This window comes from uncultured Paracoccus sp., from assembly GCF_947487305.1.
Classification (GTDB): domain Bacteria; phylum Pseudomonadota; class Alphaproteobacteria; order Rhodobacterales; family Rhodobacteraceae; genus Paracoccus.
On sequence record NZ_CANKWH010000001.1, the window covers coordinates 123,877 to 144,514 of the forward strand.

The 20,638-nt window shown below is 66.9% G+C and carries 18 protein-coding genes; 5 read left to right on the plus strand and 13 right to left on the minus strand.

Annotated elements, in window-relative coordinates; genetic code table 11:
* Nucleotides 1–5: 5 nt before the first annotated feature.
* The 8 genes from Q1A36_RS00680 to Q1A36_RS00715 form a co-directional block, all read right to left on the minus strand.
* The gene (locus Q1A36_RS00680; RefSeq protein WP_299838286.1) at nucleotides 6–965 is read right to left on the minus strand and encodes a cyclodeaminase; all 960 of its coding nucleotides are present in this window, start codon (nucleotides 963–965) and stop codon (nucleotides 6–8) included.
* A complete protein-coding gene (gene eutB / locus Q1A36_RS00685; protein ID WP_299838288.1) occupies nucleotides 962–1,915 on the minus strand; it encodes a hydroxyectoine utilization dehydratase EutB in 954 nt (317 codons plus the stop codon). The genes Q1A36_RS00680 and eutB overlap by 4 nt, the downstream gene beginning before the upstream one ends.
* The gene (locus Q1A36_RS00690; RefSeq protein WP_299838291.1) at nucleotides 1,909–2,628 is read right to left on the minus strand and encodes an ectoine utilization protein EutA; all 720 of its coding nucleotides are present in this window, start codon (nucleotides 2,626–2,628) and stop codon (nucleotides 1,909–1,911) included. Before Q1A36_RS00690 ends, eutB begins: the two co-directional genes overlap by 7 nt.
* 1 nt (nucleotide 2,629) lies before the next feature.
* Complete coding sequence (locus tag Q1A36_RS00695) at nucleotides 2,630–3,073, minus strand: universal stress protein (protein WP_299838294.1); 444 nt, start codon at nucleotides 3,071–3,073, stop codon at nucleotides 2,630–2,632.
* Between the two features lie 9 nt (nucleotides 3,074–3,082).
* Nucleotides 3,083–4,369 (minus strand): TRAP transporter large permease, encoded by a 1,287-nt coding sequence (locus tag Q1A36_RS00700; protein WP_299838297.1) that lies wholly within the window; start codon nucleotides 4,367–4,369, stop codon nucleotides 3,083–3,085.
* A gap of 3 nt (nucleotides 4,370–4,372) precedes the next feature.
* Nucleotides 4,373–4,966, minus strand: coding sequence for a TRAP transporter small permease (locus Q1A36_RS00705; protein WP_299839298.1), 594 nt, complete (start codon nucleotides 4,964–4,966; stop codon nucleotides 4,373–4,375).
* 113 nt (nucleotides 4,967–5,079) lie between these two features.
* The gene (gene dctP, locus Q1A36_RS00710; RefSeq protein ID WP_299838300.1) at nucleotides 5,080–6,090 is read right to left on the minus strand and encodes a TRAP transporter substrate-binding protein DctP; all 1,011 of its coding nucleotides are present in this window, start codon (nucleotides 6,088–6,090) and stop codon (nucleotides 5,080–5,082) included.
* Between the two features lie 182 nt (nucleotides 6,091–6,272).
* Nucleotides 6,273–7,637, minus strand: a complete 1,365-nt coding sequence (locus Q1A36_RS00715) for a PLP-dependent aminotransferase family protein (protein ID WP_299838303.1) — start codon at nucleotides 7,635–7,637, stop codon at nucleotides 6,273–6,275.
* Nucleotides 7,638–7,710: 73 nt separating this feature from the next.
* Between Q1A36_RS00715 and Q1A36_RS00720 the strand changes: the two genes are divergently transcribed.
* The 4 genes from Q1A36_RS00720 (at nucleotide 7,711) to Q1A36_RS00735 (ending at nucleotide 11,961) form a co-directional block, all read left to right on the plus strand.
* Nucleotides 7,711–8,190 carry an Lrp/AsnC family transcriptional regulator gene (locus Q1A36_RS00720; protein WP_299838306.1) on the plus strand — a complete coding sequence of 160 codons (480 nt, stop codon included), beginning with the start codon at nucleotides 7,711–7,713 and terminating at the stop codon, nucleotides 8,188–8,190.
* A gap of 356 nt (nucleotides 8,191–8,546) precedes the next feature.
* Complete coding sequence (locus Q1A36_RS00725; RefSeq protein ID WP_299838309.1) at nucleotides 8,547–8,744, plus strand: hypothetical protein; 198 nt, start codon at nucleotides 8,547–8,549, stop codon at nucleotides 8,742–8,744.
* Between the two features lie 174 nt (nucleotides 8,745–8,918).
* Nucleotides 8,919–10,379 carry an NAD-dependent succinate-semialdehyde dehydrogenase gene (locus tag Q1A36_RS00730; RefSeq protein WP_299838311.1) on the plus strand — a complete coding sequence of 487 codons (1,461 nt, stop codon included), beginning with the start codon at nucleotides 8,919–8,921 and terminating at the stop codon, nucleotides 10,377–10,379.
* A 211-nt stretch (nucleotides 10,380–10,590) separates the two neighbouring features.
* Nucleotides 10,591–11,961, plus strand: coding sequence for an aspartate aminotransferase family protein (locus tag Q1A36_RS00735; RefSeq protein ID WP_299838313.1), 1,371 nt, complete (start codon nucleotides 10,591–10,593; stop codon nucleotides 11,959–11,961).
* A 98-nt stretch (nucleotides 11,962–12,059) separates the two neighbouring features.
* Here the strand turns inward: Q1A36_RS00735 and Q1A36_RS00740 are convergent, their stop codons facing one another.
* A complete protein-coding gene (locus Q1A36_RS00740; RefSeq protein WP_299838316.1) occupies nucleotides 12,060–12,617 on the minus strand; it encodes an NTP transferase domain-containing protein in 558 nt (185 codons plus the stop codon).
* 416 nt (nucleotides 12,618–13,033) lie between these two features.
* Between Q1A36_RS00740 and Q1A36_RS00745 the strand changes: the two genes are divergently transcribed.
* Nucleotides 13,034–13,726, plus strand: a complete 693-nt coding sequence (locus Q1A36_RS00745; protein ID WP_299838319.1) for a response regulator transcription factor — start codon at nucleotides 13,034–13,036, stop codon at nucleotides 13,724–13,726.
* A gap of 6 nt (nucleotides 13,727–13,732) precedes the next feature.
* On the opposite strand, the gene Q1A36_RS00750 is transcribed toward Q1A36_RS00745, so the two are convergent.
* The 4 genes from Q1A36_RS00750 to Q1A36_RS00765 form a co-directional block, all read right to left on the minus strand.
* Complete coding sequence (locus tag Q1A36_RS00750) at nucleotides 13,733–15,097, minus strand: sensor histidine kinase (RefSeq protein WP_299838322.1); 1,365 nt, start codon at nucleotides 15,095–15,097, stop codon at nucleotides 13,733–13,735.
* Nucleotides 15,098–15,166: 69 nt separating this feature from the next.
* Nucleotides 15,167–16,498 (minus strand): HlyD family type I secretion periplasmic adaptor subunit, encoded by a 1,332-nt coding sequence (locus Q1A36_RS00755; protein WP_299838325.1) that lies wholly within the window; start codon nucleotides 16,496–16,498, stop codon nucleotides 15,167–15,169.
* A gap of 7 nt (nucleotides 16,499–16,505) precedes the next feature.
* Nucleotides 16,506–18,824, minus strand: coding sequence for a cadherin-like domain-containing protein (locus Q1A36_RS00760; protein WP_299838328.1), 2,319 nt, complete (start codon nucleotides 18,822–18,824; stop codon nucleotides 16,506–16,508).
* A complete protein-coding gene (locus Q1A36_RS00765) occupies nucleotides 18,821–20,575 on the minus strand; it encodes a type I secretion system permease/ATPase (RefSeq protein ID WP_299838331.1) in 1,755 nt (584 codons plus the stop codon). The genes Q1A36_RS00760 and Q1A36_RS00765 overlap by 4 nt, the downstream gene beginning before the upstream one ends.
* Nucleotides 20,576–20,638: the final 63 nt, after the last annotated feature.

Sequence of the window (20,638 nt, forward strand, 5' to 3'; positions counted from 1 at the left end):
AACCTCTAGGCAAACAGGGAAAGTGTGTGGCTGGCGATGGCGGTGTCCTGAACCCCGGTGCCGGTCAGATCGGCGATGGTGATCTGCTCGGGCGAGGTCCGCCGCGGATGCTGGCCGGCGATGATCTGGCCAAGCTCGGGGAAGGCGGCATCCTTGGCGATCAGCCCGGCAGCCAGTGCCGCGCGCAGCTCGCCCAGATCGCGGGTCTGGCTGAGCCGGTCGGCGACATAGAGATCGGCGCGGTCCAGCGCACGGGGATCAAGCTCGTTCTTGCCCGGCTGGTCGCTGCCCATGGCGGTCACATGCTGGCCGGGGCGCAGCCAGTCGGCGCGCAGGATCGGGGTGGTCGCGGGGGTGGTGGTGACGATGATATCCGCTGTCGCCACGGCGGCTTCCGGGTCGGCCTCGGCGCGGGTGGGCAGGCCCTCGGCACTCATCTCGGCGGCCAGCGCGCGGGCCTTGACGGGATCGCGCGCCCAGATCGTGGCCTCGGTGATCGGGCGCACCAGCCGCAGCGCCTGAAGCTGCTTCCGCGCCTGCAGACCCGCACCGAAGATTGTGGCGCGGCTGGCATCCTCCCGCGCGAGGTGGCGCGCCGCCACGCCCCCCGCCGCCGCCGTGCGCAGGTCGGTCAGATAGCCATTGTCCAAGAGCACCGCCTGCACCCGCCCGGTGTCCGAGGACAGCACCACCATCAGCCCCGAAGTGGAGGGCAGACCCTTCGACGGGTTGTCAAAGAAGCCCGGCGAGATCTTCACCGCGAAGCCCGGCAGGCCGGGCACGAAGGCGGTTTTCACATCCACCTCGCCATTTGCCTGCGGCAGATGCATCGACAGGATCGGCGGCATCACCACCTCGCCCATGGCCAGCGTGGCGAAGGCGGATTCGATCACGTCGATCAGGCTCGCGTCGAGATGGATGCGCTCGCGCAGCTTTGTCTCGGTCAGGATCAGGATCTCGCTCATCTTGCGCCCCTCACGATGGCGGCGTGGCGGGACGGGTCGATATTGCCGCCCGAGAGGATCAGGACCAGCGGGCCGGGGACGCGCAGCTTGCCGGCAAGGATCGCCCCTGCCCCCACAGCCGCCGCGCCTTCGACCGTCTCGCCGTCCTCCAGCGCCAGATGGCGGATGCCGGCGGCGATTTCGGCCTCGGTCACGAGGATCAGCTCGTCCATCAGGTCGCGGACCATCGGGAAGGTCAGGCGATTGCCTTGCCCGATGCCGCCGCCAAGGCTGTCGGCCAGCGTCTCGAGTTCCTCGACCTCGACCGGATGCCCGGCGGTCAGGCTGGCGGCCATGGCCGCCCCGCGCTCCATGCTGATGCCGATGATGCGGATGCCGGGGTTCAGCGCCTTGGCGGCGGCGGCGACCCCCGCCAGCAGCCCGCCACCCGAAAGCGGCACGGCAATCGCCGCGGCATCGGGGATCTGCGCGAGGATCTCCAGCCCCAGTGTCCCTTGCCCCGCGATCACATCGGCATGGTCAAAGGGCGGAATCAGGGCAAAGCCCTCGTCGCGCTGCAAGCGCCGGGCCTCGGCAAAGGCTGCGTCCTGGCTGGCACCAATGATGCGCGCCTCGGCCCCCAAGGCAGCGATCGCGTCGAGCTTGTTCCGCGGCACCAAGGACGAGACGCAGATGATCGCCGGCAGCCCCCGCGCCCGCGCCGCATGGGCCAGCGCGCGGCCGTGATTGCCGGTCGAGGCGGTGGTGACGCCCGCCACATCCCCCAGCCGCGCCACGGCGTTGCTGGCCCCGCGCAGCTTGAAGGCCCCCGTCAGTTGCTGGTGCTCGCATTTCAGCCAGACCGGCCCGCCCGCCAGCGCCGACAGGCTGGCCGACGATTTGATCGGGGTCACGCGCACCTGCCCGGCGATGCGATCCCCTGCCGCGCGGATGTCATCGAGGCTCACCATGTCCGCACCGTCATCAGCCGATAAGGCCCGGCGGCGGCGATGCCCGCCTGATCCAGCATCGACCAGTAGAGCGCCAGATTGGCCGAGAGCACCGGCCTTTGCAGTCGCGCCTCCAGCCGGGGGATGACGTCCAGCGCGGAGATCGCGGTGCAGGAGAGAAAAAGCGCCTCGGCACCGGGGTGATCGGCCTCCAGCGCGGCCTCCATCACCGCCGCCCCATCCAGCCGCGCCATGTCGCGGTCATCGGCATGGCCGAGCGAATGGCGCTTCACCACCGCGATCCCCTGCGCCTTGAAATAATCCGCGACCGGAGCCGTGGTTTCCGGCAGATAGGGCGTCATCAGCGCGATCTTTTCAACGCGCATCGCCCGGAACGCCCGCACCGCCCCGCCCGCTGGCGTGCTGATCGGCGCGCGCTTGTCGCCGATCAGCGCGGGCAGGTCATCGCCCAGCACCGCCCCCGCCGAGGTGCAGGCAAAGCCGATCCCCGCAAGCGGCACATCGGGCACCAGCAGCGCCGCCGCATCGCGCAGGCGCGGGCCGGTGGCGCGCAGGTTCTCGGGCGTGGTCGGGTTGTCGAAGGCGATGCGGGTCACATGCAGCGCCGTGCCCTCGGGCATCAGGCGGGCGGCGTCCCGCTCGGTCGTCAGGTCGGTGGCCAGTGCGATGAGGCCGAAGCGCCGGATCGGATCAGGGGGCAGCGCGGCGGGCATCCTAGACCACCAGCACCGGGCAATCGGAGAGACCCGTCACCTTGTGGCTGACCGAGCCCAGCAGATAACCCTCGGTCGAACCCAGCCCGCGCGAGCCGACAACGATCAGGTCGGCGCCCTTCTCGGCCGCGACCGAGATGATGGTGCGGGCGGGCTGCCCCGCCTTGATGAAGGCCGACACCTTCGCCACGCCGGCATCCCTTGCATGGCTTTTGGCGTAATCGGCAGCGTTGCGGGCGGTGTCGCGCATGGCCGCGTCCAGGTTGCCGCCCGGCTCCAGCGCACCGCGCACCATCGAGATCGAGGCCTCGAGCATGGAATGATGGCGATAGACGGTCAGTATCACCAGCGCCGCGCCGGTCAGCTTGGCCAGTTCAGCGGCCTTCTCCAGCGCGCGCTCGGCACCGACTGAACCGTCATAGGCGATCAGGATCTTCCGGAACATCGCCGCCCCCTATTTCGCAAAGGCCAGGTCACGCAGGAACAGCGCGATCTGCGGAAAGAAGATCAGCGCCACCGAGACGCCCAGCAGCATGATGATGAAGGGCGGCGTGCCGCGCACCACCTCGGCATAGGGGCGCTTGAATATGGCGATGGCGGTGAAGATGTCGCAACCGAAGGGCGGCGTGGCGCTGCCGATGGCGACCTGCAGGGTGATGATGGTGCCGACCAGCACCGGGTCGAGACCGACCGAGTTCACCACCGGGGCAAAGATCGGCACGAGGATCAGGATCACCACGATCGGATCGACGAACATGCAGCCGATGAAGAAGGCGATGGAGATGGTGAAAAGGACGCCGTAAGGCCCCATGCTGTCGATGCCGATGCCGCCAAGGATCGCCTGCGGGATCTGCGCGAAGCTGATGACATAGGAAAACGCAGCCCCTGCCCCGACGAGGATGAAGACCACGGCGGTGATGAGGCCTGTGGATTTCGCCGTCTGGTACAGCTGGCGCAGGTTCATCTCGCGGAAGACCACCATTTCCAGAAACAGCGCGTAGAGGACGCAGGCGGCGGCGGCCTCGGTCGGCGAGAAGATGCCGCCATAGATGCCGCCGACGATGATCAGCGGAAAGCCCAAGGGCCACAGCGCCCGGCGCAACGCCGCCACGCGCTCGGCCCAGCTGGCCTTGGGTTCGGTGGGGACGTTGTTGCGGATGGCATAGATGTAGGAATAGATCGAGAACAGCACGAGGATCAGCAGCCCCGGCCCGATCCCGGCGATGAACAGCTCGGAAATCGAGGTGCCCGAGACGACGCCATAGATGATCATGCCGATGGAGGGCGGGATCAGGAAGGCGATGTCCGAGGCATTGATGATCAGCGCCAGAACGAAGCTGTCATTGTAGCCCGCCTTCAGCATCCGTGGCCTCAGCGGCCCGCCGACCGCGACGACAGTGGCCTGTGTCGAACCCGAGACCGCGCCGAAGAGGGTGCAGGCGGTGGCGGTCGAGATCGCCAGCCCGCCCCGGATATGGCCGACAAAGGCCATGACCAGATCGATCAGCCGGTTGGCCGACTGGCCGCGGGTCATGATATCGGCGGCGAAGATGAACATTGGCACGGCGATCAGGCTGGCGGGGCGGATGCCGGCGAGGATCTGCTGGACCATCGTGTCCAGCTGTCCGAAGCCACCGAAAAGCGCGATGAAGCCGATCAGCGCGCCCATGAGCAGCGGGATCATCATCGGGAAACCGATCAGCAAGAGCACGATCATCGAACCGAAGATGGCATAGGCCATGGCTCAGACCTCCTCCTCGCGGCTGTCGTCATAGCCCTCGATGACCGAGGTCGACAGCCAGACATCGCGGTCGATCAGGTTCTTGATGGCGGTCAGCGCGTATTGCAGACCGGTCAGCAGGAACCCCAGCGGCACCCAGACGATGATCCACCATTGCGGGATCTGCAGCGCGGGCAAGAGCCGGCCCCGGCTCATCTGCGCCATCAGGTAGTCGAAGGAATACCAGCTGAGCAGGAACATCATCGCGGCGGTAATTGCCGCGATCGCGACCATCATGGTCTTGCGCAGCGCGAAGGGCGCGGCGTCGAAAAAGGCCGACATGCGGATATGCCGACCATGGCGCGCGGCATAGGAAATGCCGGCAAAGGTGATCAGAATGATCAGCGCCTGATTGAGTTCCTCGGAAAAGAAAATGCTTTCGCCGAGAAGATAGCGGCCGACGACATTGGCCATGGTATTCAGGGCCATCAGCAGCACGCCAAGCGCCAGCAGCACCGCCTCGATCCGTGCGATCACCACATCGATCACCCCCAGTGGCCCGGGCAGGCCCGAGACATATCGGGAATCGTCGATATCGTCATCACTGGCCGAGATCATCTCGGGGATGGCGGCGGGCTTGTCGTGCAGGGTCATCGGGTCGCGCCTCGTGAGTGGTGGTGTGTCAGAGGACGGGTCAGGCCCGGCCCGAAGGCCGGACCCGCTGACAGGGATCAGCCGCCAGCAGCGGCGGCCAGATCGGCCTTCATCTGGTCCAGAATGGCCTGCGCCTGCGCGCCACCGATCTCGAGGAACTTGGCCTCGACCGCCTCGGCCGTGGCCTTGAAGGGCGCGCGCTGGTCTTCGGTCAGCGTGGTGACGGTCATCTCGGGCTTGGCCGCCTGGATCTTCTCGACCGATTCCTCGGTCAGCCCGGTCTGGTATTCGATGATATAGTCGAAGGCGGCGGCGGTGGCGTTCCGGATGACGGTCTTTTCCTCATCGCTGAGGCCGTCGAAGAATTCCTTGTTGGCCATGACGGCGGTGGTGAAATTGTTGTGCCCGGCGCGGGTGATGTAATCCGTCACCTCGTACATCTTGGTCGATTCGATGAAGAAGGCCGGGTTTTCCTGCCCCTGGATGATGCCGGTCTGCAGCGCGCCATAGACCTCGCCCCAAGGCAGCGGCGTCGGCGTGGCGCCGAAGGCCTTGTAGCTTTCGACCAGCAGCGGGTTGGTCATCACCCGGAACTTCACCTCGTTCAGATCCGCCGGGCTGGCCACCGCCTTGGTCGTGGTCATCATCACCTCGCCCTCGGGGAACATGGTCAGCAGTTCCAGCCCCTGATCGGCATAGAGCGGCGGGAACAGCTCGTGGATGGCCTTGGAATTGCGGAAGAAGCTCACCAGCTGGTCCTGGTCGGCAGGCAGCAGGTAGGGAACGAAGAAGACCTGCGCCTCGGGGATCAGCGCGCCGGTGAAACCGGGCGACTGGTCGACGAATTGCAGGATGCCCGATTGCGCCTGTTCCATGATGTCGGCGCTTTCCCCCAGCGTGCCGAAGGGGAACAATTGCACCTTGTGATCGGAATTGGCCTCGACCTCTTCCTTGAACTTCTGGGCATATTTGCCCTGAACCTCTTCCATCGCCTCCTCGAAGGCATAGCGCCAGGTATCGGCAGCGGCCGCGCCTGCGCCGAGGATCAGCGCGGTCAGACTGGCAGTGGCAAAAGCCTTGTAATGCATGGTTTTTCCTCCTGTTCTGGGCGGCGCAATCGCAGTCGCTGCGCGCCTCTGGTTTGCAGGATTCGGGCCGGTTTTCGCCCGATCTGGCTGGCCCCAGAACATGCGCCCGGAAAATTACAAGTCAATTTTTATATTAAATCATGACAATTTTCAGGGATGCGAGGCCCACCGGAAATGCGGTTTCAGCCCGCCGGCAGCAGCCGTGCCAGCGTGGTCAGCCCCTGTTCCAGATCGGGCAGGCTCGCCCCGCCAAGCGAGACACGCAGCGCCGGGGTGGTGTCGGTGACGGCAAAGCCCGCGCCGGGGGCCAGCGCCACGTCCTGTTCCAGCGCATCGGCCAGCAGCGCGCGTTCATCGCTGTCCTCGGGCAAGGGCAGCCAGCGGTGCAGCCCATGCGGAAAGCCCTGCCCTGCGCCTGCCAGAAGCCGCTGCGCCAGCCGGTTCCGCGCCGACAGTTCCGCCCGCTGCGCCGCCAGAAGCCGGTCGGCGATGCCGCTCTCGATCCAGTCCTTGGCGATCTCGGCCATCAAGGGTGTGGTCATCCATGAAATCGACAGATGCCGGTTCAGCGCCTGCCGCGCCTGCCGCTCGGGCATGACGAGAAACCCAAGGCGCAGGCCGGGTGACAGGCTTTTCGACAGGCCGGTGAAATAGAAGCTGCGCTCGGGCGCGAAACTGGACACGGGCGGCGGACGGCGCGGCGAGACCGGGCCGGTGGCGTCGTTCTCGAGGATCGTCAGACCCGCAAGCGCCGCAGCCTCGGCCAGCGCCTCGCGACGCTCGCGGTCGATGATCCGGGCGAAGGGACCGGCGCCCGAGGGCAGAAGGAATACCGCCGTCATCCGCCCGGCCGAAGCCCGCGCCGCCGCCAGCAGCGCCTCGGGCAGCATCCCGCGCTCGTCGCCCTCGATGCCGCGCAACTGGGCGTGCAGATATTGCGCCGCCGGCTTCAGCGTGTGGCAGGTCGAGCTTTCGGTGGCAATGATCTCGCCCGGCTTCACCGCCGTCATCAGCGCCACGAACATCGCGGGCGTTGTGCCATTGGTGATCAGGATGCGCTGCGACGGCACCACCATGCCGCAGCGCGCCAGCCAGCCCGCCGCCATCCCGGCATAGCGGGTCATCGTCTGGCGCGGACGAAAGGACAGCATGGCCGGGTCGGGCAGCCGGTCGGCCAGCCGGTGCAGGCTGTCGCGCCAGGCCTCGGCGATCAGCGGCAGGCTGACCGGGGTCATCATCGAGAGATCAATCGGCTGGCGGCCCTCGGGCGCGCGATACCACGGCACCTCGACCACCTCGCGCGGGCCCGATTTCACGAAACTGCCCCGCCCCACCTGCCCCGAGATCAGGTCGGCCCGGATCAGTTCCTCATAGGCGCGGCTGACGGTCTGGACCGAAACCCCCAGCTTCCAGGCCAGATCACGATGCGGCGGCAGCCGGTCGCCGGGACGCAGGTTCCCGGCATCGATGGCCGCGGCAATGCCCTGCGCCAGACTGCGATAGGCCGGGCGGGTGATGTCAGAACGGGTCAGGGGCCAATGCGACATGGGCCGAGTGTCGCCCCGGCGCAGGTCCTTGTCCAGAATTGACAAAGCGAAGCCAGCACCCGCAGATGGCCGGATGACCCAGACCCGCCTTGACGATCGTGACATCGCCATCCTCGCCCTCCTCTCGCGCGAGGGCCGCATCGCCAAGACCGAGCTGGCGGCGCGGGTGAACCTGTCGCCCACGCCCTGCTGGGAACGGATGAAGCGGCTGGAACAGGCCGGGCTGATCCGCGGCTATCGCGCCGAGATCGATCTGGCCCTGATCGGGCCGCATGTGCAGGTCTTCGTCACGGTCGAGCTGGACAGCCACAAGGCCGAGAGCTTCCAGACCTTCGAGCGCGTGGTGGCCCGGATGGACCAGGTGACGGGCTGCTGGGCGCTTGGGGGCGGCCATGACTACCTGATGCAGGTGGTGGCGCGCGACGTGGCGGCATTTCAGAACCTGATGGACGGCTTGCTGGAAAGCCGCGCAGGGGTCAGGCGCTATTTCAGCTATATCGTGACGAAGCCGGTGAAGGATCTGCCGCCGGCGCTGGGGTTGCTGGGCGGGTAGCGCGGCGAAGGGCCAGCGCCGGCCCGTGGGGTCGCATCGGAACGGTTCGCCGAGGCGGTTTATGGTGCCAAGCCCCTCGCCTGCCGGAACTCGGGACCAGCGGCACCAAAGCGCCAGCCCAGGGTACGGGCCGGTGCTGGTCCGGGCGGGCTTCGCCCTGGTTCCCGGGCAGGGTCTGCCCTGGGTGGAACAACAAAATGCTTGGTCCGAACCGAGACCAATCCCATAATAATCACAGACTTGCTCTCGACCGAGAAGGAGGGATGGCAAAAATGATGACTTCGGGAACCGCACCTACCTGTCCGGGCTGTCGGCGCCCCCTCGATGGTGATCCAAGCGAGCACGAGCAAGTTCGGATGGAACAGGTCGCGTGGGAACGTCAGCGGGACAAGGACTGGCTGGAAATGGATCGCCTGAGGCATGAGATCGCGCTGAAAAATCTCCGCCAGATCGCAGCGATGCGGAATCCGTCTGCCATGAGTTCCACATGGGTTCTGCTTTTGCTTTTCGCGGTCAGCACGATGATTGGGCTCATTCTGGGGCTGTCGTTCTAGAGATCTCGGCACAGGGAGCACTGCACTGAGTAGTCCGGCCGATTCAGCGACCTGACCCGGGTTTTCCTCCGGCCCGCCGTGGCTAAAAAAGAGAAATCCTCTCCACGCCCCCCGACAATCAGCGAAATTCCCTGCCCGTCCACCCGCATCCTTCCCGCAACAGGGAGGGATGCGATGCTGGACGAACCCAAGGCGAAACTGGCCGACCAACTGGCCGATCCGGATCTGCTGAACCTGACCGGCGATTTTGCGGGCCATGGCCGGCTGGCCGTGCGCGACCCCGCAACGGGCGACCTGGTGGCGCAGGTCGCCATCAGCGATGCGGCGGGCGCGCGGGCTGCGGTCGATGCAGCCGAGGTCGCCTTCACCGGCTGGTCGGAGCTGCTGCCCCAGCACCGGGCCGAAATCCTGCATCGCTGGCACCGGCTGATCCTTCAGGCGAAGGAGGATCTGGCGCGGATCATGGTGGCCGAACAGGGCAAGCCCATCGGCGAGGCGCGGGGCGAAATCGACTATGCCGCCAGCTTCGTGCAGTTTTATGCCGAAGAGGCGCTGCGCCCGAATATCGAGGGCGTCACCAGCCACCTGCCCGACGCAGAGATGGAGTTGTGGCGCGAGCCGGTGGGCGTCGCCGCGCTGATCACGCCGTGGAATTTCCCCTGCGCCATGATCACCCGCAAGGCGGCGGCGGCGCTTGGCGCGGGCTGCACCGTGGTCATCCACCCCTCGGCCGAAACGCCGCTCTCGGCGCTGGCGCTGGCGGAACTGGCGCGGCGTGCGGGTTTTCCCGTTGGCGTGGTGAATACGGTGATCGGCGATGCCGCGACCATCGTCGGCGAATGGACGGCGGATGCCCGCGTCCGCGCCCTGTCCTTCACCGGCTCGACCGAGGTGGGGCGGCTGCTCTATCGCCAGTCGGCGGAGACGGTGAAGCGGCTGGTGCTGGAACTGGGCGGTCACGCCCCCTTCATCGTCTTCAAGGGCGCCGATCTGGACCGCGCGGTCGCCGAGGCGGTGAAGGCGAAATTCGCCACCTCGGGGCAGGATTGTCTGGGCGCCAACCGCTTCTATATCCACCGCCCGATCTATGACGAATTCTGCGCCCGCTTCACCGCAGCGGTCGAGACACTGACCCTCGGGCACGGTCTGGATGACCCCGATCTCGGCCCGCTGATCCATGACCGCCAGATCGCCAAGCAGATCGCCCATGTCGAGGATGCGCGTTCCCATGGCGCGCGGCTGCTGACCGGCGGCGGTGTCGACGAAACGCTTGGTCCGCTCTTCTTCCGCCCGACCGTGATGGCCGATGTGCCCGACGCGGCGGCGATCATGCGCGAGGAGACCTTTGGCCCGGTCGCCGCGCTGACCCCCTTCGAGGACGAGCCCGAGGTGATCGCCCGTGCCAATGCCAGTGACTACGGCTTGATTGCCTATCTCCACAGCCTCGACCCGCGCCGGATCTATCGACTGACCCGGGCGCTGCACTACGGCATGGTCGCGGTTAACCGCACCAAGGTCACGGGCGCGCCGATCCCCTTTGGCGGGATGAAGCAATCGGGGCTGGGCCGCGAAGGCGCGCGACAGGGTTTGGAAGCCTTCACCGAGATCAAATATGTCTGCCGCGACTGGGGTTGACCCGCAGACCACGGCCCGGAGCAAGGGGCGTAGCCCCGCCGGGCCGGCGGCCGACCGCCCCCATGGGCGGCCGCCCTGGTGCCGTCCCGCGCCGAACAGCCGTTCGATGCACTGGCACCATAAAGGCGCTTCGCCCCGCCCTCGCAGCGGCCACCCGCGGTCACCCGCCGGCCCTCTGTCCCGCAAAAGATGACCCTGAAAGGAAACCGAGATGCTGACGAATGACGAACTGGCGAAATGGGACCGCGAGAGCTTCTTCCACCCCTCGACCGCGCTGGGGCAATTCGCCCGGGGCGAGGCGCCGCAGCGGATCATCAAGGGCGGCGAGGGCGTCTTCATCACCGACCGCGACGGCAACCGGTTGCTGGATGGCTTTGCCGGGCTCTACTGCGTGAACGTGGGCTATGGTCGGACCGAGATCGCCGATGCGATCGCCAAGCAGGCGCATGAACTGGCCTATTACCACGCCTATGCCGGCCACGGGTCCGAGGCGAACATCACGCTCGCGAAGATGGTCATGGACCGCGCGCCCGAGGGCATGGCGCGGGTCTATTTCGGGCTTGGCGGCTCGGATGCCAACGAGACCAACATCAAGCTGATCTGGTATTACAACAATATCCTCGGCCGGCCCGAAAAGAAGAAGATCATCTCGCGCTGGCGGGGCTATCACGGTTCGGGGCTGATGACCGGCTCGCTGACCGGGCTGGAACTGTTCCACAAGAAATTTGACCTGCCCTTGGCGCAGGTGATCCATACCGAGGCGCCTTACTACTTCCGCCGCCCCGATCAGTCGATGAGCGAGGCGGATTTCGTCGCCCATTGCGTGGAACGGCTGGAGGCGCTGATCGCCGCCGAGGGCGCGGACACCATCGCCGCCTTCATCGGCGAGCCGGTTCTGGGCACGGGCGGTATCGTGCCGCCGCCGGTGGGCTACTGGCCGGCGATCCAGAAGGTGCTCGACCGCCACGATATCCTGCTGATCGCCGACGAGGTGGTGACGGGCTTCGGCCGGCTGGGGTCGATGTTCGGCAGCGATCACTATGGCATGAAACCCGACCTCATCACCTGCGCAAAGGGCCTGACCTCGGCCTATGCGCCACTGTCGGCCACGATCGTCGGGAACCGCATGTGGGAGGTGCTGGCACGCGGCACGGATGAAAACGGCGTGCTGGGCCATGGCTGGACCTATTCCGCTCATCCCATCGGCGCGGCGGCGGGGATCGCCAACCTGGAGCTGATCGACAAGTTGGGGCTGGTGCAGAATGCGGGCGAGACCGGGTCCTATCTGAACCGCACCATGCGCGCGGCCTTGGGCGATCATCCGAATGTCGGCGAGGTGCGCGGCGAGGGAATGCTGTGTGCGGTGGAGCTGGTGGCCGACCGCGAGGGACGGCAGTTCTTTGACCCGGCGCAGGGGATCGGGGCCAAGGTCGTCGCCGCCATGCTGCGGCGCGGGGTCATCGCGCGGGCCATGCCGCAGGGCGACATCCTGGGCTTCGCCCCGCCTCTGTGCCTGACGCGCGACGAGGCGGATCAGATCGTCGGGGTCACGACCAAGGCAGTGGCGGAGGTGCTGGGTTAGGGGCGGCCAGCGGACCGGGGCGCTGCCCGTCGTCATCGGCCTTGAACCGATGGCGGCTCGATGACGACCCGGGATATTTTGGCCAAGATGAAAGCGGCTCATCGGAAGAGCCGGCGCAGCGCCTCGGGCGTGTCGATATCCGGCAGTTGCCCGGATGCCTCGACCATCTGGCTTGCGGGCAGGTCACGCAACAGTCGCCCTGCCCCCTGATCGCCGCTGAGTTCAGCAAGGCGCGGCAGCCAGCTTGCGGGAAAGCAGGCGGGCGGCATGGGCGGGCCATCCGCCTCGCGGCTGGCCGAGGGCTGGTCGTCGGTGCAGGCGGCGACGATCCGATCCAGCAGCGCCGCCGTGACCAGCGGCATGTCGCCAAGCGCGATCAGCAGGCAGTCGGGTGCGCCGGCGGCGGCCAGCCCGGCGCGCAGGCTGTCGGATTGTTCGCCCTGCGCGATGCGGATGACCTCGAACCCGTCCAGAAGCGCGGCGGTCCCGGCGGAACTGACCACGGCGATGCGGCGGTCAAGCACCGCCGCGCGCATGGCTGCCGCTGCATGGGACAGAAGCGGCTGCCCCGCGACGAGGGCCAGCAGCTTGTCCTCGGGGCCGAAGCGGCGCGAGGCGCCGGCGGCGAGAAGCAGGCCGGTGCGGATGTGGGGCATGGCGGTGCTGGCAATCCATCTGAACAGGGACGAAGCTCGGCTTACTATGCACCCGGACCGCGGCCAGACAAGCCGGCACAGGCATCCTTGCGCGGGGATATCCTTAGCGCCGCCGGCATCGCCCTGTCATCGCACCCTTCTCCGTTGAGGGTGGACAGCATTTCCTAGTCGGCCTTCAGCGCGCAGACCCCTTCGCGCCTGCCCTGCGGGTCAGACCGCGCTGCGGGCGTTCAGCCGGATCCCACAGCTCACCCGCTGGACCAGATCCATCGCAGAGGCGACCGGCTTGGACGTTCGATCACTATTTTTCAGCGGAACATGTCCTTTTCGTCAGGTTTCGATCCACGCCCCCTGCCCGAACTGTCCAGCTGCACAATCTGCATGCTAGCCTTAATGTAATCCCCCGGCAGACATTCATGGACTTCATTGTGGACAAGTGCAGATTGGCAATCGTCGATGATCACCCGATATTTCTTGAAGGGTTGATTAACATATTCTCGGAATCCGATGAGTTCATCATTCTCAATCGCGGCACCAATGCCGGTGATGCGATCAGTATATCAAAGGAAAAGAATTCGGATGTCATTCTGATGGATCTGGATATGCCGGGCAGCGTGCTGTCGGCGATCCGCGAGATCAGGATGGACTCGCCCGATGTGAAAATCCTCATGTTCACGGCCTCGATGGCGGTTGAACACGCGGTGCAGGTGCTCGAGGCAGGCGCCCATGGCTACGTGGTGAAGGGCAGCACGAAATCCGAACTGACCAACGCGATCCGCGCGGTCTTGCGCGATGAAACCTATGTCACCCAAGCCTTTGCCGCGAAGGTCATTTCAGCCCTGCAGAATGCGGCCCTGCGCAAGCGTGCCCTGCAATCGATCAAGCTGAATGTGCGCGAGCATCAGATTATCCGTCTGCTCTTGCGGGGAAAGACCAATCGCGAAATCGGCGAGCGGCTATCGATCAGCGAGAAAACCGTAAAACATTACATGTCGATCCTGATCCAGAAACTGCAGGTCCGCAACCGGACCGAAGTTGTGCTGGCCGCGCAGAAACTGGAAATCGAGGCCCTCGAGAAGGAACCGGCGGTCTCCGCCTATCTGCAATAACCGGCGTCAGACCGGCAGCCGCACCGTCACCCGCGTGCCCCTGCCGCCATGCGAAGCGACCTCCAGCTTTCCGCCAAGCGTCTGCACCCGGCGCGCGATTCCGGCAAGGCCCAGCCCGGTCATCGGGCCGGTCGCAGCACTTGCAGCGATGCCCGGGCCGTGGTCGCTGACCGTGATCTCGACCGCGTCGTCCTGCAACCGGCCACGGACCTCCTGCCCCTCGCCGCCGGCATGGCGAAAGGCATTGGTCAGCCCCTCCTGCACCACCCGGTAGAGGCTGATCTTCACCGGCTCGGGCAGGTCCTCGGGCAGCGCGCCAAGATCGATCAGGACCGAGCTGCCCGTCTGCCGCTCGTGCCGCGCCACCGCGAGGCGCAGCACCTCGGGGACCGAGAGGCCCGCCAGCTCCGGCACGCTCAGCCCGTCGGCCAGATGGCGCAGTTCGCGGATGGCCTGGCTGGTCAGCGAGACGGCGGACATGCGGGTTCCGGGGCCGGGTTCCGATGCGACCTCGTCGCTGTGCAGGATCGCCAGACCCAGAAGCTGCAGCGGGCCGTCGTGCAGGTCGGCGCCGATGCGGTTCAGCAGGTCCTCGTTCACCTCGACCGCGTCCAGCTTGGCCTGCTCGGCGATCCGCCGCAGCCGGTCGTTCTGCCGGGCGAGGTCCTGGGAATCGATCAGCCGCCGGTTCAGCTCGGCCTGCTGCATCTGGACGATGCGCCGGGCACGGCCGGCCAGCAGCAGCAAGAGGCCCATCATCAGGAAGGTGGTCAGGCCGATGCCGGCCCAGATCCGCACCGAGACAACCCGCATTTGCGCCAAGAGGCGGGTCGGGTCCTGGTAGAATTCGCCGACGGCGGCGATTCCCGGGACGCCCTGCACCTTCAGCGGCACATAAAGTTCAAGGACGGTCTCATCCGCGCGCCGCTCGGGGATCAGGCCATGCACCGCCGGCTCATGTTCGAGGATGGCGACGGTGCCGCCCGCCAGCGCCTCGGCCAGATGCTCGGAATTGGTCTGCAACCCGACCAGCCGGGGATCGGTGCTGTAGGCAATGGTTCCGTCGGGCCACCAGATCAGCGCGGTGCCGATCTCCTTGGCGGTGATATAGGCGGCCAGCACCTCGTCAAGCCGCGCCTTGACCGCATCTGGCAAGGGGCCGTTCTGCGGCAGATCGGTCAGCAGCGGCTCCATCAGCAGGCTCATGAACACCGCGTGCGAGGCCGAGACGGCCTTGATCTCGACATCGCGGATATAGGCGTTCAGCGTCGCGCCCAGAACCAGCATCGAGGCGCAGATGATGACCGAGATCATCAGGACGGCTTCGACACCAAGGGCGAAGGGCCGCGACGGGTTTGCCGGCTGTGTCATCAGGGATCATGAATTTCGATCAATCTCGGCAGATGGTGGCACAGGATCTGCATTCTGTGCAACTTGCACTTAGCGTTCGCGCATCGCGCGGTTGAACTGGTCGGTCAGCGGCTTGGTGAGATAGGACAGCGGCGTCCGCGCCTCGGTCGAGACGAAGATCTCGGCCGGCATTCCCGGGATCAGTTGCAGACCGGCCAGCTTCTCCATCTCCTCGGTGCCGATCTCGGCATCGCCGGCATAGTGGCTTTCGGCCGAGGCGCTTGCCCGGGTGGCGGCGGCGGCGACATAGGTCATGACGCCGGTGACTTCGGGCGTGGTGCGCTGGTTGAAGGCCGGGAAACGGATGCGGACCGGCTGGCCCACGGCGATCTGGTCGATGCTGTTCGGGGGAAACTTGATGCCGATCTTCAGCCGCGCGTCATCCGGCACGATGCTGGCCAGCACCTCGGCCGGGGTGATGACGCCGCCGATGGTGTGCACCTTCAGCTCGTTGATGATGCCCGCAATCGGCGCGCGCAGGTCGGTCCGCGTCAGCTTGGCCTCGGTCGCCTCGCGGCGGTCGCGCAGTTCCGAGATGCGCGCGGTCGCCTGCCCGATCTCGCGCTGCGCCTCGGTCCTTGCCTCGTCATCGACGGCGAGGATCTGCAGCCGCAACTCGCCGATCCGCACGCGGGCGCGGGCCATGGCCGAGGAGATCTCGCCATGCTCGCCCAGCAGCCGCGCGCGTTCGCGGCTCATGGCGAAGATGCGGGTGCGGTCGATCAGCTTGGCCTCGGTCAGTTCGGCGATCCGCGCATGTTCGACATCGACCAGCGCGATCTCGTCGGTCTTGCCCCGCAGCTGGGTCTCGAGCCCGGCGATTTCCTCCTCGATCTGGCTGATGCCCAGGTCCAGCTGCTGCTTGCGCGAGTTGCGGCTGAGGCTGTTGCCCTCGAACATGCGGGTTTCGCCCTGCACGATCCGGGCGATCTGGACTGTCTCGCCGCTCAGTTCGGACGGAAAGGCGATCTCGGCCAATCCGTCGCGCTCGGCGGTCAGGCGGGCTTCGCGGCCTGCCAGTTCCAGAAGTTGCGATTGCAGGATCGACAGCTCGGCGCGGGTCTGCGCGTCGTCGAGGCGGAACAGCACCTGCCCGGCCTCCACCCGGTCGCCTTCGCGGATCTCGATGGCGCTGATGATGCCGCCGTCGCGGTGCTGGACGAATTTCAGGTTCTGATCCACTGCCACCTCGCCCTGCGCGATCACTGCGCCGTTGAGCTGCGCGGTGGCGGCCCACCCCCCGACGCCGCCGATCAGCAGGAAGGCCAGCACGAAGCCGGCACCGACCCTGAGGCCGAGGGGAAAGCGCTTCTCGCCGGTGTTGACCGGCGCCGCAGGCTGATTGCTGGGTTTTTGCGTCATCTTGTCCTCACGCGATCTCGACCAGGGTCAGCACATGCCGGCCCTCGAGGATGATGGTTGTGTCGAATTCATTGTCGCGGTTGAAGTCCGCCCGGATGATGGTCCGGTCCAGGTCCAGTTCGTCATCGCGTTCGTGGTGGAAGGACAGGCGGATGTCGTCATCGTCGAATTCCTCGCCATAGATCCGTTCGAAGGCGTCCTCCTGTTCGTCCATGATCTCTTCGAAGAGGTCATATTTGGACATGCGCAGCCGGTCGCCCACGTCGAAATCCTGGATCTCGAAGACGATGATGCCCGGCGTCAGGCTGACGACGGGCGGCAGCGCCTCCGGCGCGCGGAATTCGAACAGGTTGTCGCCGCCGCCGCCGAACATCGACACGGGCGCGTTGCCGGCGAGGAAATGGTCATCGCCGCCGCCGCCCGCGATGGTCTCGAACCCTGCAAAGCTGTCGGGGCCGGTTTCCTCGCTGGTGATGGTTCCGGCATCGATGTCGATGGCGAGGGCTTCGGTCGCCGCGCTGTAATCCAGCAGGTCATCGCCCGCGCCACCCTCGAGCAGGTCGGCGGCGCCATCGGCATCGGCGATGACATGATCATCGCCCGCCCCGGCCTCGATGGTATCGGCCCCCGCGCCGCCCGCCAGCCGGTCATCCCCGTCACCGCCGAGAAGAAGGTCTGCCCCCGCCTCGCCCAGCAGCGTATCCTCGCCCCCTGCCCCGTCCAGACGCTCGCCATCGGCGCTGCCCCGGATCTGGTCGTCACCCGCGCCGCCGAGAATGGTTTCGAAGCCCGCGATGCGATCATCGCCGATCTCGGCGCTGCCGGCGGTGCCCTCGGTGGCATCGATCAGCAGGGCGTCGCTTGCCTGGCTGTAATCGAGAACATCACTGCCCTCGCCGCCCTCCATCCGGTCGGCAGCCGCGTCGGGATCGCCGATCACGTGATCATCGCCCGCCCCGGCCTCGATGGTATCGGCCCCCTGCCCGCCCGCCAGCCGGTCCTTGCCCGCGCCACCCTGCAACAGGTCCTGACCGGCCCCGCCCAGCAGCAGGTCGTCGCCTGCGCCCCCGGAAAGGCGATCGTTGCCGGCGCCGCCGTCCAGATGGTCGCGCCCCGCCCCGCCGTCCAGTTGATCGTCCCCGGCCCCGCCGATCAGGATGTCATCCCCGGCCTCGCCATGGATGCGGTCATGCCCCGATCCGCCCCAGACATGATCATTGCCGCCACCGGCGAGGATGACATCATCGCCATCGCCGCCCAGGATCGTGTCATTGCCCGACCCGGCGATGACATGATCGTCGCCGCCACCGGCGAGAACCACGTTCGCGCCATTGCCCGTATCGATATTGTCATCGCCGCCCCGCGTGTCGAAATCCTCGCCGCAGCTGCCGCCCAGCAGCATGTCGTCGCGATCCGTGCCCTCGATCAGCCGCCGTCCGAGGCTGTCGAAGGTGGCGGTCTGGGTGATCTCGGCCTGACCGTCGCTGATCTGGTAGGTCAGCGTCACCTCGCCCGCGAATCCCGGTTCAGGCTCGAACTGCCAGCCCTCGGCGGTCCTGACCAGCGTTCCGGACGAGGCGGTCAGGCCCATGATCTGCAGCGCGTCGCCATCCGGGTCATGCGCGTTGCGCAAGAGGTCCGCCATGGCGATGGCCAGCACCGCGCAAGAGCCGACATCGGCGAGATGAACCGGGCCCGAGACGCGCGGGGCGCGGTTCGGGGTGTCGTGATCTTCCTGTTCGGGCGTGGTCTCGGATCCTTCAGCGGTGGCTTCGGGATCCTCGGCCTTGTCCCCGGGCAGGACCGGCACGGGCCGTTCAGGCGGCGCGCTGCCGGGGTTCCGGTCGGCGGCATTGCCCGGGGGCAAGGCCGCATTGTCATTCGCCGGTTTGCCGGCTGCGGCCTCGGCCCCGCCGCGGATCGCCGGCGCGGCCCTGCCCTCGCTTTCGACGATGACCGATTTCTGGGGCCTGGATGACAGCACCGGCGCGTCCGGCGCGACCGGGCCGGTCGATGCGATGGGAGGAACGGCCGGATCACCCGCGACCGGAACAGGGGTCCGGCCGTCCTCGGGCATCCTGGCTGCCGCCGCAACCGATGCAGCCTCCGGCAGGGCATCCGTAGATTTGGGGTTTGCATCAGGGCGCACGGCCTTCTCGGCCCAGCCCGGAAAGATCGACTTGAGGTAGAGGCCGACGCTGACCAGCACCATGCCGAAGACATAGGGGGCGCGGGTCGGGCTGGCGGCAGCTGCATCCGCCGCGAATTTCGCCGCACCCTGGGGCTCGTCCGCTTTCGACCGGGTTCCCTTGACCGAAATGCTCATCCCGTCACCTTTGCCGCCGTCAGCGCGTCCTGCGGGGAGCGCGCCGCGGTTCCCTTCGCCTGCGATTTGCCGATGATCTCTTCCTTAGCGCCGAAGGCCGTCATCCGGCCGTTCTGGATCACCGCCACCAGGTCGACCGCCGCCAGCGCGCTGGGGCGGTGGGCGATGACGATGGCGATGCCGCCCCGCGCCCGGACCGAGCGGATGGCGGCAGTCAGCGCCGCCTCGCCCTCGCCATCGAGGTTGGAATTCGGCTCGTCCAGCACCACAACGAAGGGATCGCCATAGAGCGCGCGTGCCAGACCGATGCGCTGGCGCTGTCCCCCCGACAGCGCCAGACCCATCGGCCCCAAGGCCGAGTGATAGCCTTCGGGCAGGCGGACGATCATCTGATGCACCCCGGCCGCCTTGGCCGCATCGACGATGCGGCGCGGGTCGGGATTCTCTTCCAGACGTGCGATGTTCTCCTGGATGTCCCCTTCGAGCAGGGCGACATCCTGCGGCAGGTAGCCAACATATCCCCCCAGTGTTTCGTCATCCCATTGCGCCATCTCGGCGCCGTCCAGCCGCACGCTGCCGCGCAGCACCGGCCAGATGCCGGTCAGCGCGCGGGCGAGCGTGGTCTTGCCGCCACCGCTTGGCCCGATGATCCCCAGCGCCTGCCCGGCCTCCAGTTGCAGGCTGACATCGCTCAGAAGCACCCGGCCCGTATCCGGCGCGGCCACGGTGATGCACTCGACGGTCAGGGACTGGGTGGGCGCGGGCAGCAGCATCGGCTCGGGCCGGTCGGCAAGGGCTGTGACCGTGTCCTTCAGCCGACGCATCGCCGCGCGGGCGGCCACGACGCCCTTCCAGTTGGCGATCGCCATGTCGATGGGTGCCAGCGCCCGGGCCGAGGCGACCGAGGCGGCGATGATCGCGCCCGCCGACAGATCGCCCTTGATGGTCAGGAAGGCGCCAAGGCCCAGCACGGCGGATTGCAGGATCATCCGTAGCACCCGCGAGATCGCCCCGAAAGTGCCGCCGACATCATTGGCGCGGGTCTGCAGGCCCAGATGCTCGTCATTGGCGCGGGCAAAGCGTTTGACCGCGCGGCCGCCGAAGCCCATCGCCTTGAGGATCTCGGCATTGCGGGCGTTGGAATCGGCGATCTGGTGGCGCGCGGTGGCCGCGCGCTGCGACGCCTCGTTCAGGCCCCGCATCAGAAGCTCGGTCACGATGGTCAACAGCGACAGCACCACCGCCCCGCCAAGCGCCAGCATCCCCAGCCAAGGATGCAGGACGTAGACGAAGGCAATGAACAGCGGCACCCAGGGCAGATCGAACAGCGCCACCGGCCCCTGCCCGCCCAAGAAGCCGCGCACCGTATCGACATCGCGCCCGCGCTCCAGCGCCTCGGAGGTCGAGAAGCCAAAGCGCGGCATGTCGATGGTGACCTGGTGCGCCAGCGGCGCCAGCTTGCGATCCAGCCGCGCGCCGACGCGCACGAGGATCTGCGAGCGGATGATGTCAAAGAGGCCCTGCGAGAAATACAGCCCGATGGCCAGGACCGAGATCGCCAGCAGGGTCGGCACGCTGCCGCTGCCGAGGGCGCGGTCATAGATCTGCAGCATGTAGAAGGCGCCGGTCAGCGCCAGCACGTTGATGATGCCCGAGATGCCGAAGAGGAAAACCAGCAGCCAGCGATAGCCGCGGATCAAGCTGGTGGCGGCTTTCGGCGATCTGGACCGGGCGGAGCTCTTTCTGGCCATAACACTCTTCCATCATGGGGGGGCATAACGCAGAGGGTGCCCGGCCAGCCCTGTTCCACAGGG

What these genes read in the sequence shown, in the direction of transcription:
- Q1A36_RS00680 (WP_299838286.1), bottom strand. Translation starts at nt 965, where the DNA reads ATGAGCGAGATCCTGATCCTGACCGAGACAAAGCTGCGCGAGCGCATC.
- eutB (WP_299838288.1), bottom strand. Translation starts at nt 1,915, where the DNA reads ATGGTGAGCCTCGATGACATCCGCGCGGCAGGGGATCGCATCGCCGGG.
- Q1A36_RS00690 (WP_299838291.1), bottom strand. Translation starts at nt 2,628, where the DNA reads ATGCCCGCCGCGCTGCCCCCTGATCCGATCCGGCGCTTCGGCCTCATC.
- Q1A36_RS00695 (WP_299838294.1), bottom strand. Translation starts at nt 3,073, where the DNA reads ATGTTCCGGAAGATCCTGATCGCCTATGACGGTTCAGTCGGTGCCGAG.
- Q1A36_RS00700 (WP_299838297.1), bottom strand. Translation starts at nt 4,369, where the DNA reads ATGGCCTATGCCATCTTCGGTTCGATGATCGTGCTCTTGCTGATCGGT.
- Q1A36_RS00705 (WP_299839298.1), bottom strand. Translation starts at nt 4,966, where the DNA reads ATGATCTCGGCCAGTGATGACGATATCGACGATTCCCGATATGTCTCG.
- dctP (WP_299838300.1), bottom strand. Translation starts at nt 6,090, where the DNA reads ATGCATTACAAGGCTTTTGCCACTGCCAGTCTGACCGCGCTGATCCTC.
- Q1A36_RS00715 (WP_299838303.1), bottom strand. Translation starts at nt 7,637, where the DNA reads ATGTCGCATTGGCCCCTGACCCGTTCTGACATCACCCGCCCGGCCTAT.
- Q1A36_RS00720 (WP_299838306.1), top strand. Translation starts at nt 7,711, where the DNA reads ATGACCCAGACCCGCCTTGACGATCGTGACATCGCCATCCTCGCCCTC.
- Q1A36_RS00725 (WP_299838309.1), top strand. Translation starts at nt 8,547, where the DNA reads ATGGAACAGGTCGCGTGGGAACGTCAGCGGGACAAGGACTGGCTGGAA.
- Q1A36_RS00730 (WP_299838311.1), top strand. Translation starts at nt 8,919, where the DNA reads ATGCTGGACGAACCCAAGGCGAAACTGGCCGACCAACTGGCCGATCCG.
- Q1A36_RS00735 (WP_299838313.1), top strand. Translation starts at nt 10,591, where the DNA reads ATGCTGACGAATGACGAACTGGCGAAATGGGACCGCGAGAGCTTCTTC.
- Q1A36_RS00740 (WP_299838316.1), bottom strand. Translation starts at nt 12,617, where the DNA reads ATGCCCCACATCCGCACCGGCCTGCTTCTCGCCGCCGGCGCCTCGCGC.
- Q1A36_RS00745 (WP_299838319.1), top strand. Translation starts at nt 13,034, where the DNA reads ATGGACTTCATTGTGGACAAGTGCAGATTGGCAATCGTCGATGATCAC.
- Q1A36_RS00750 (WP_299838322.1), bottom strand. Translation starts at nt 15,097, where the DNA reads ATGACACAGCCGGCAAACCCGTCGCGGCCCTTCGCCCTTGGTGTCGAA.
- Q1A36_RS00755 (WP_299838325.1), bottom strand. Translation starts at nt 16,498, where the DNA reads ATGACGCAAAAACCCAGCAATCAGCCTGCGGCGCCGGTCAACACCGGC.
- Q1A36_RS00760 (WP_299838328.1), bottom strand. Translation starts at nt 18,824, where the DNA reads ATGAGCATTTCGGTCAAGGGAACCCGGTCGAAAGCGGACGAGCCCCAG.
- Q1A36_RS00765 (WP_299838331.1), bottom strand. Translation starts at nt 20,575, where the DNA reads ATGGCCAGAAAGAGCTCCGCCCGGTCCAGATCGCCGAAAGCCGCCACC.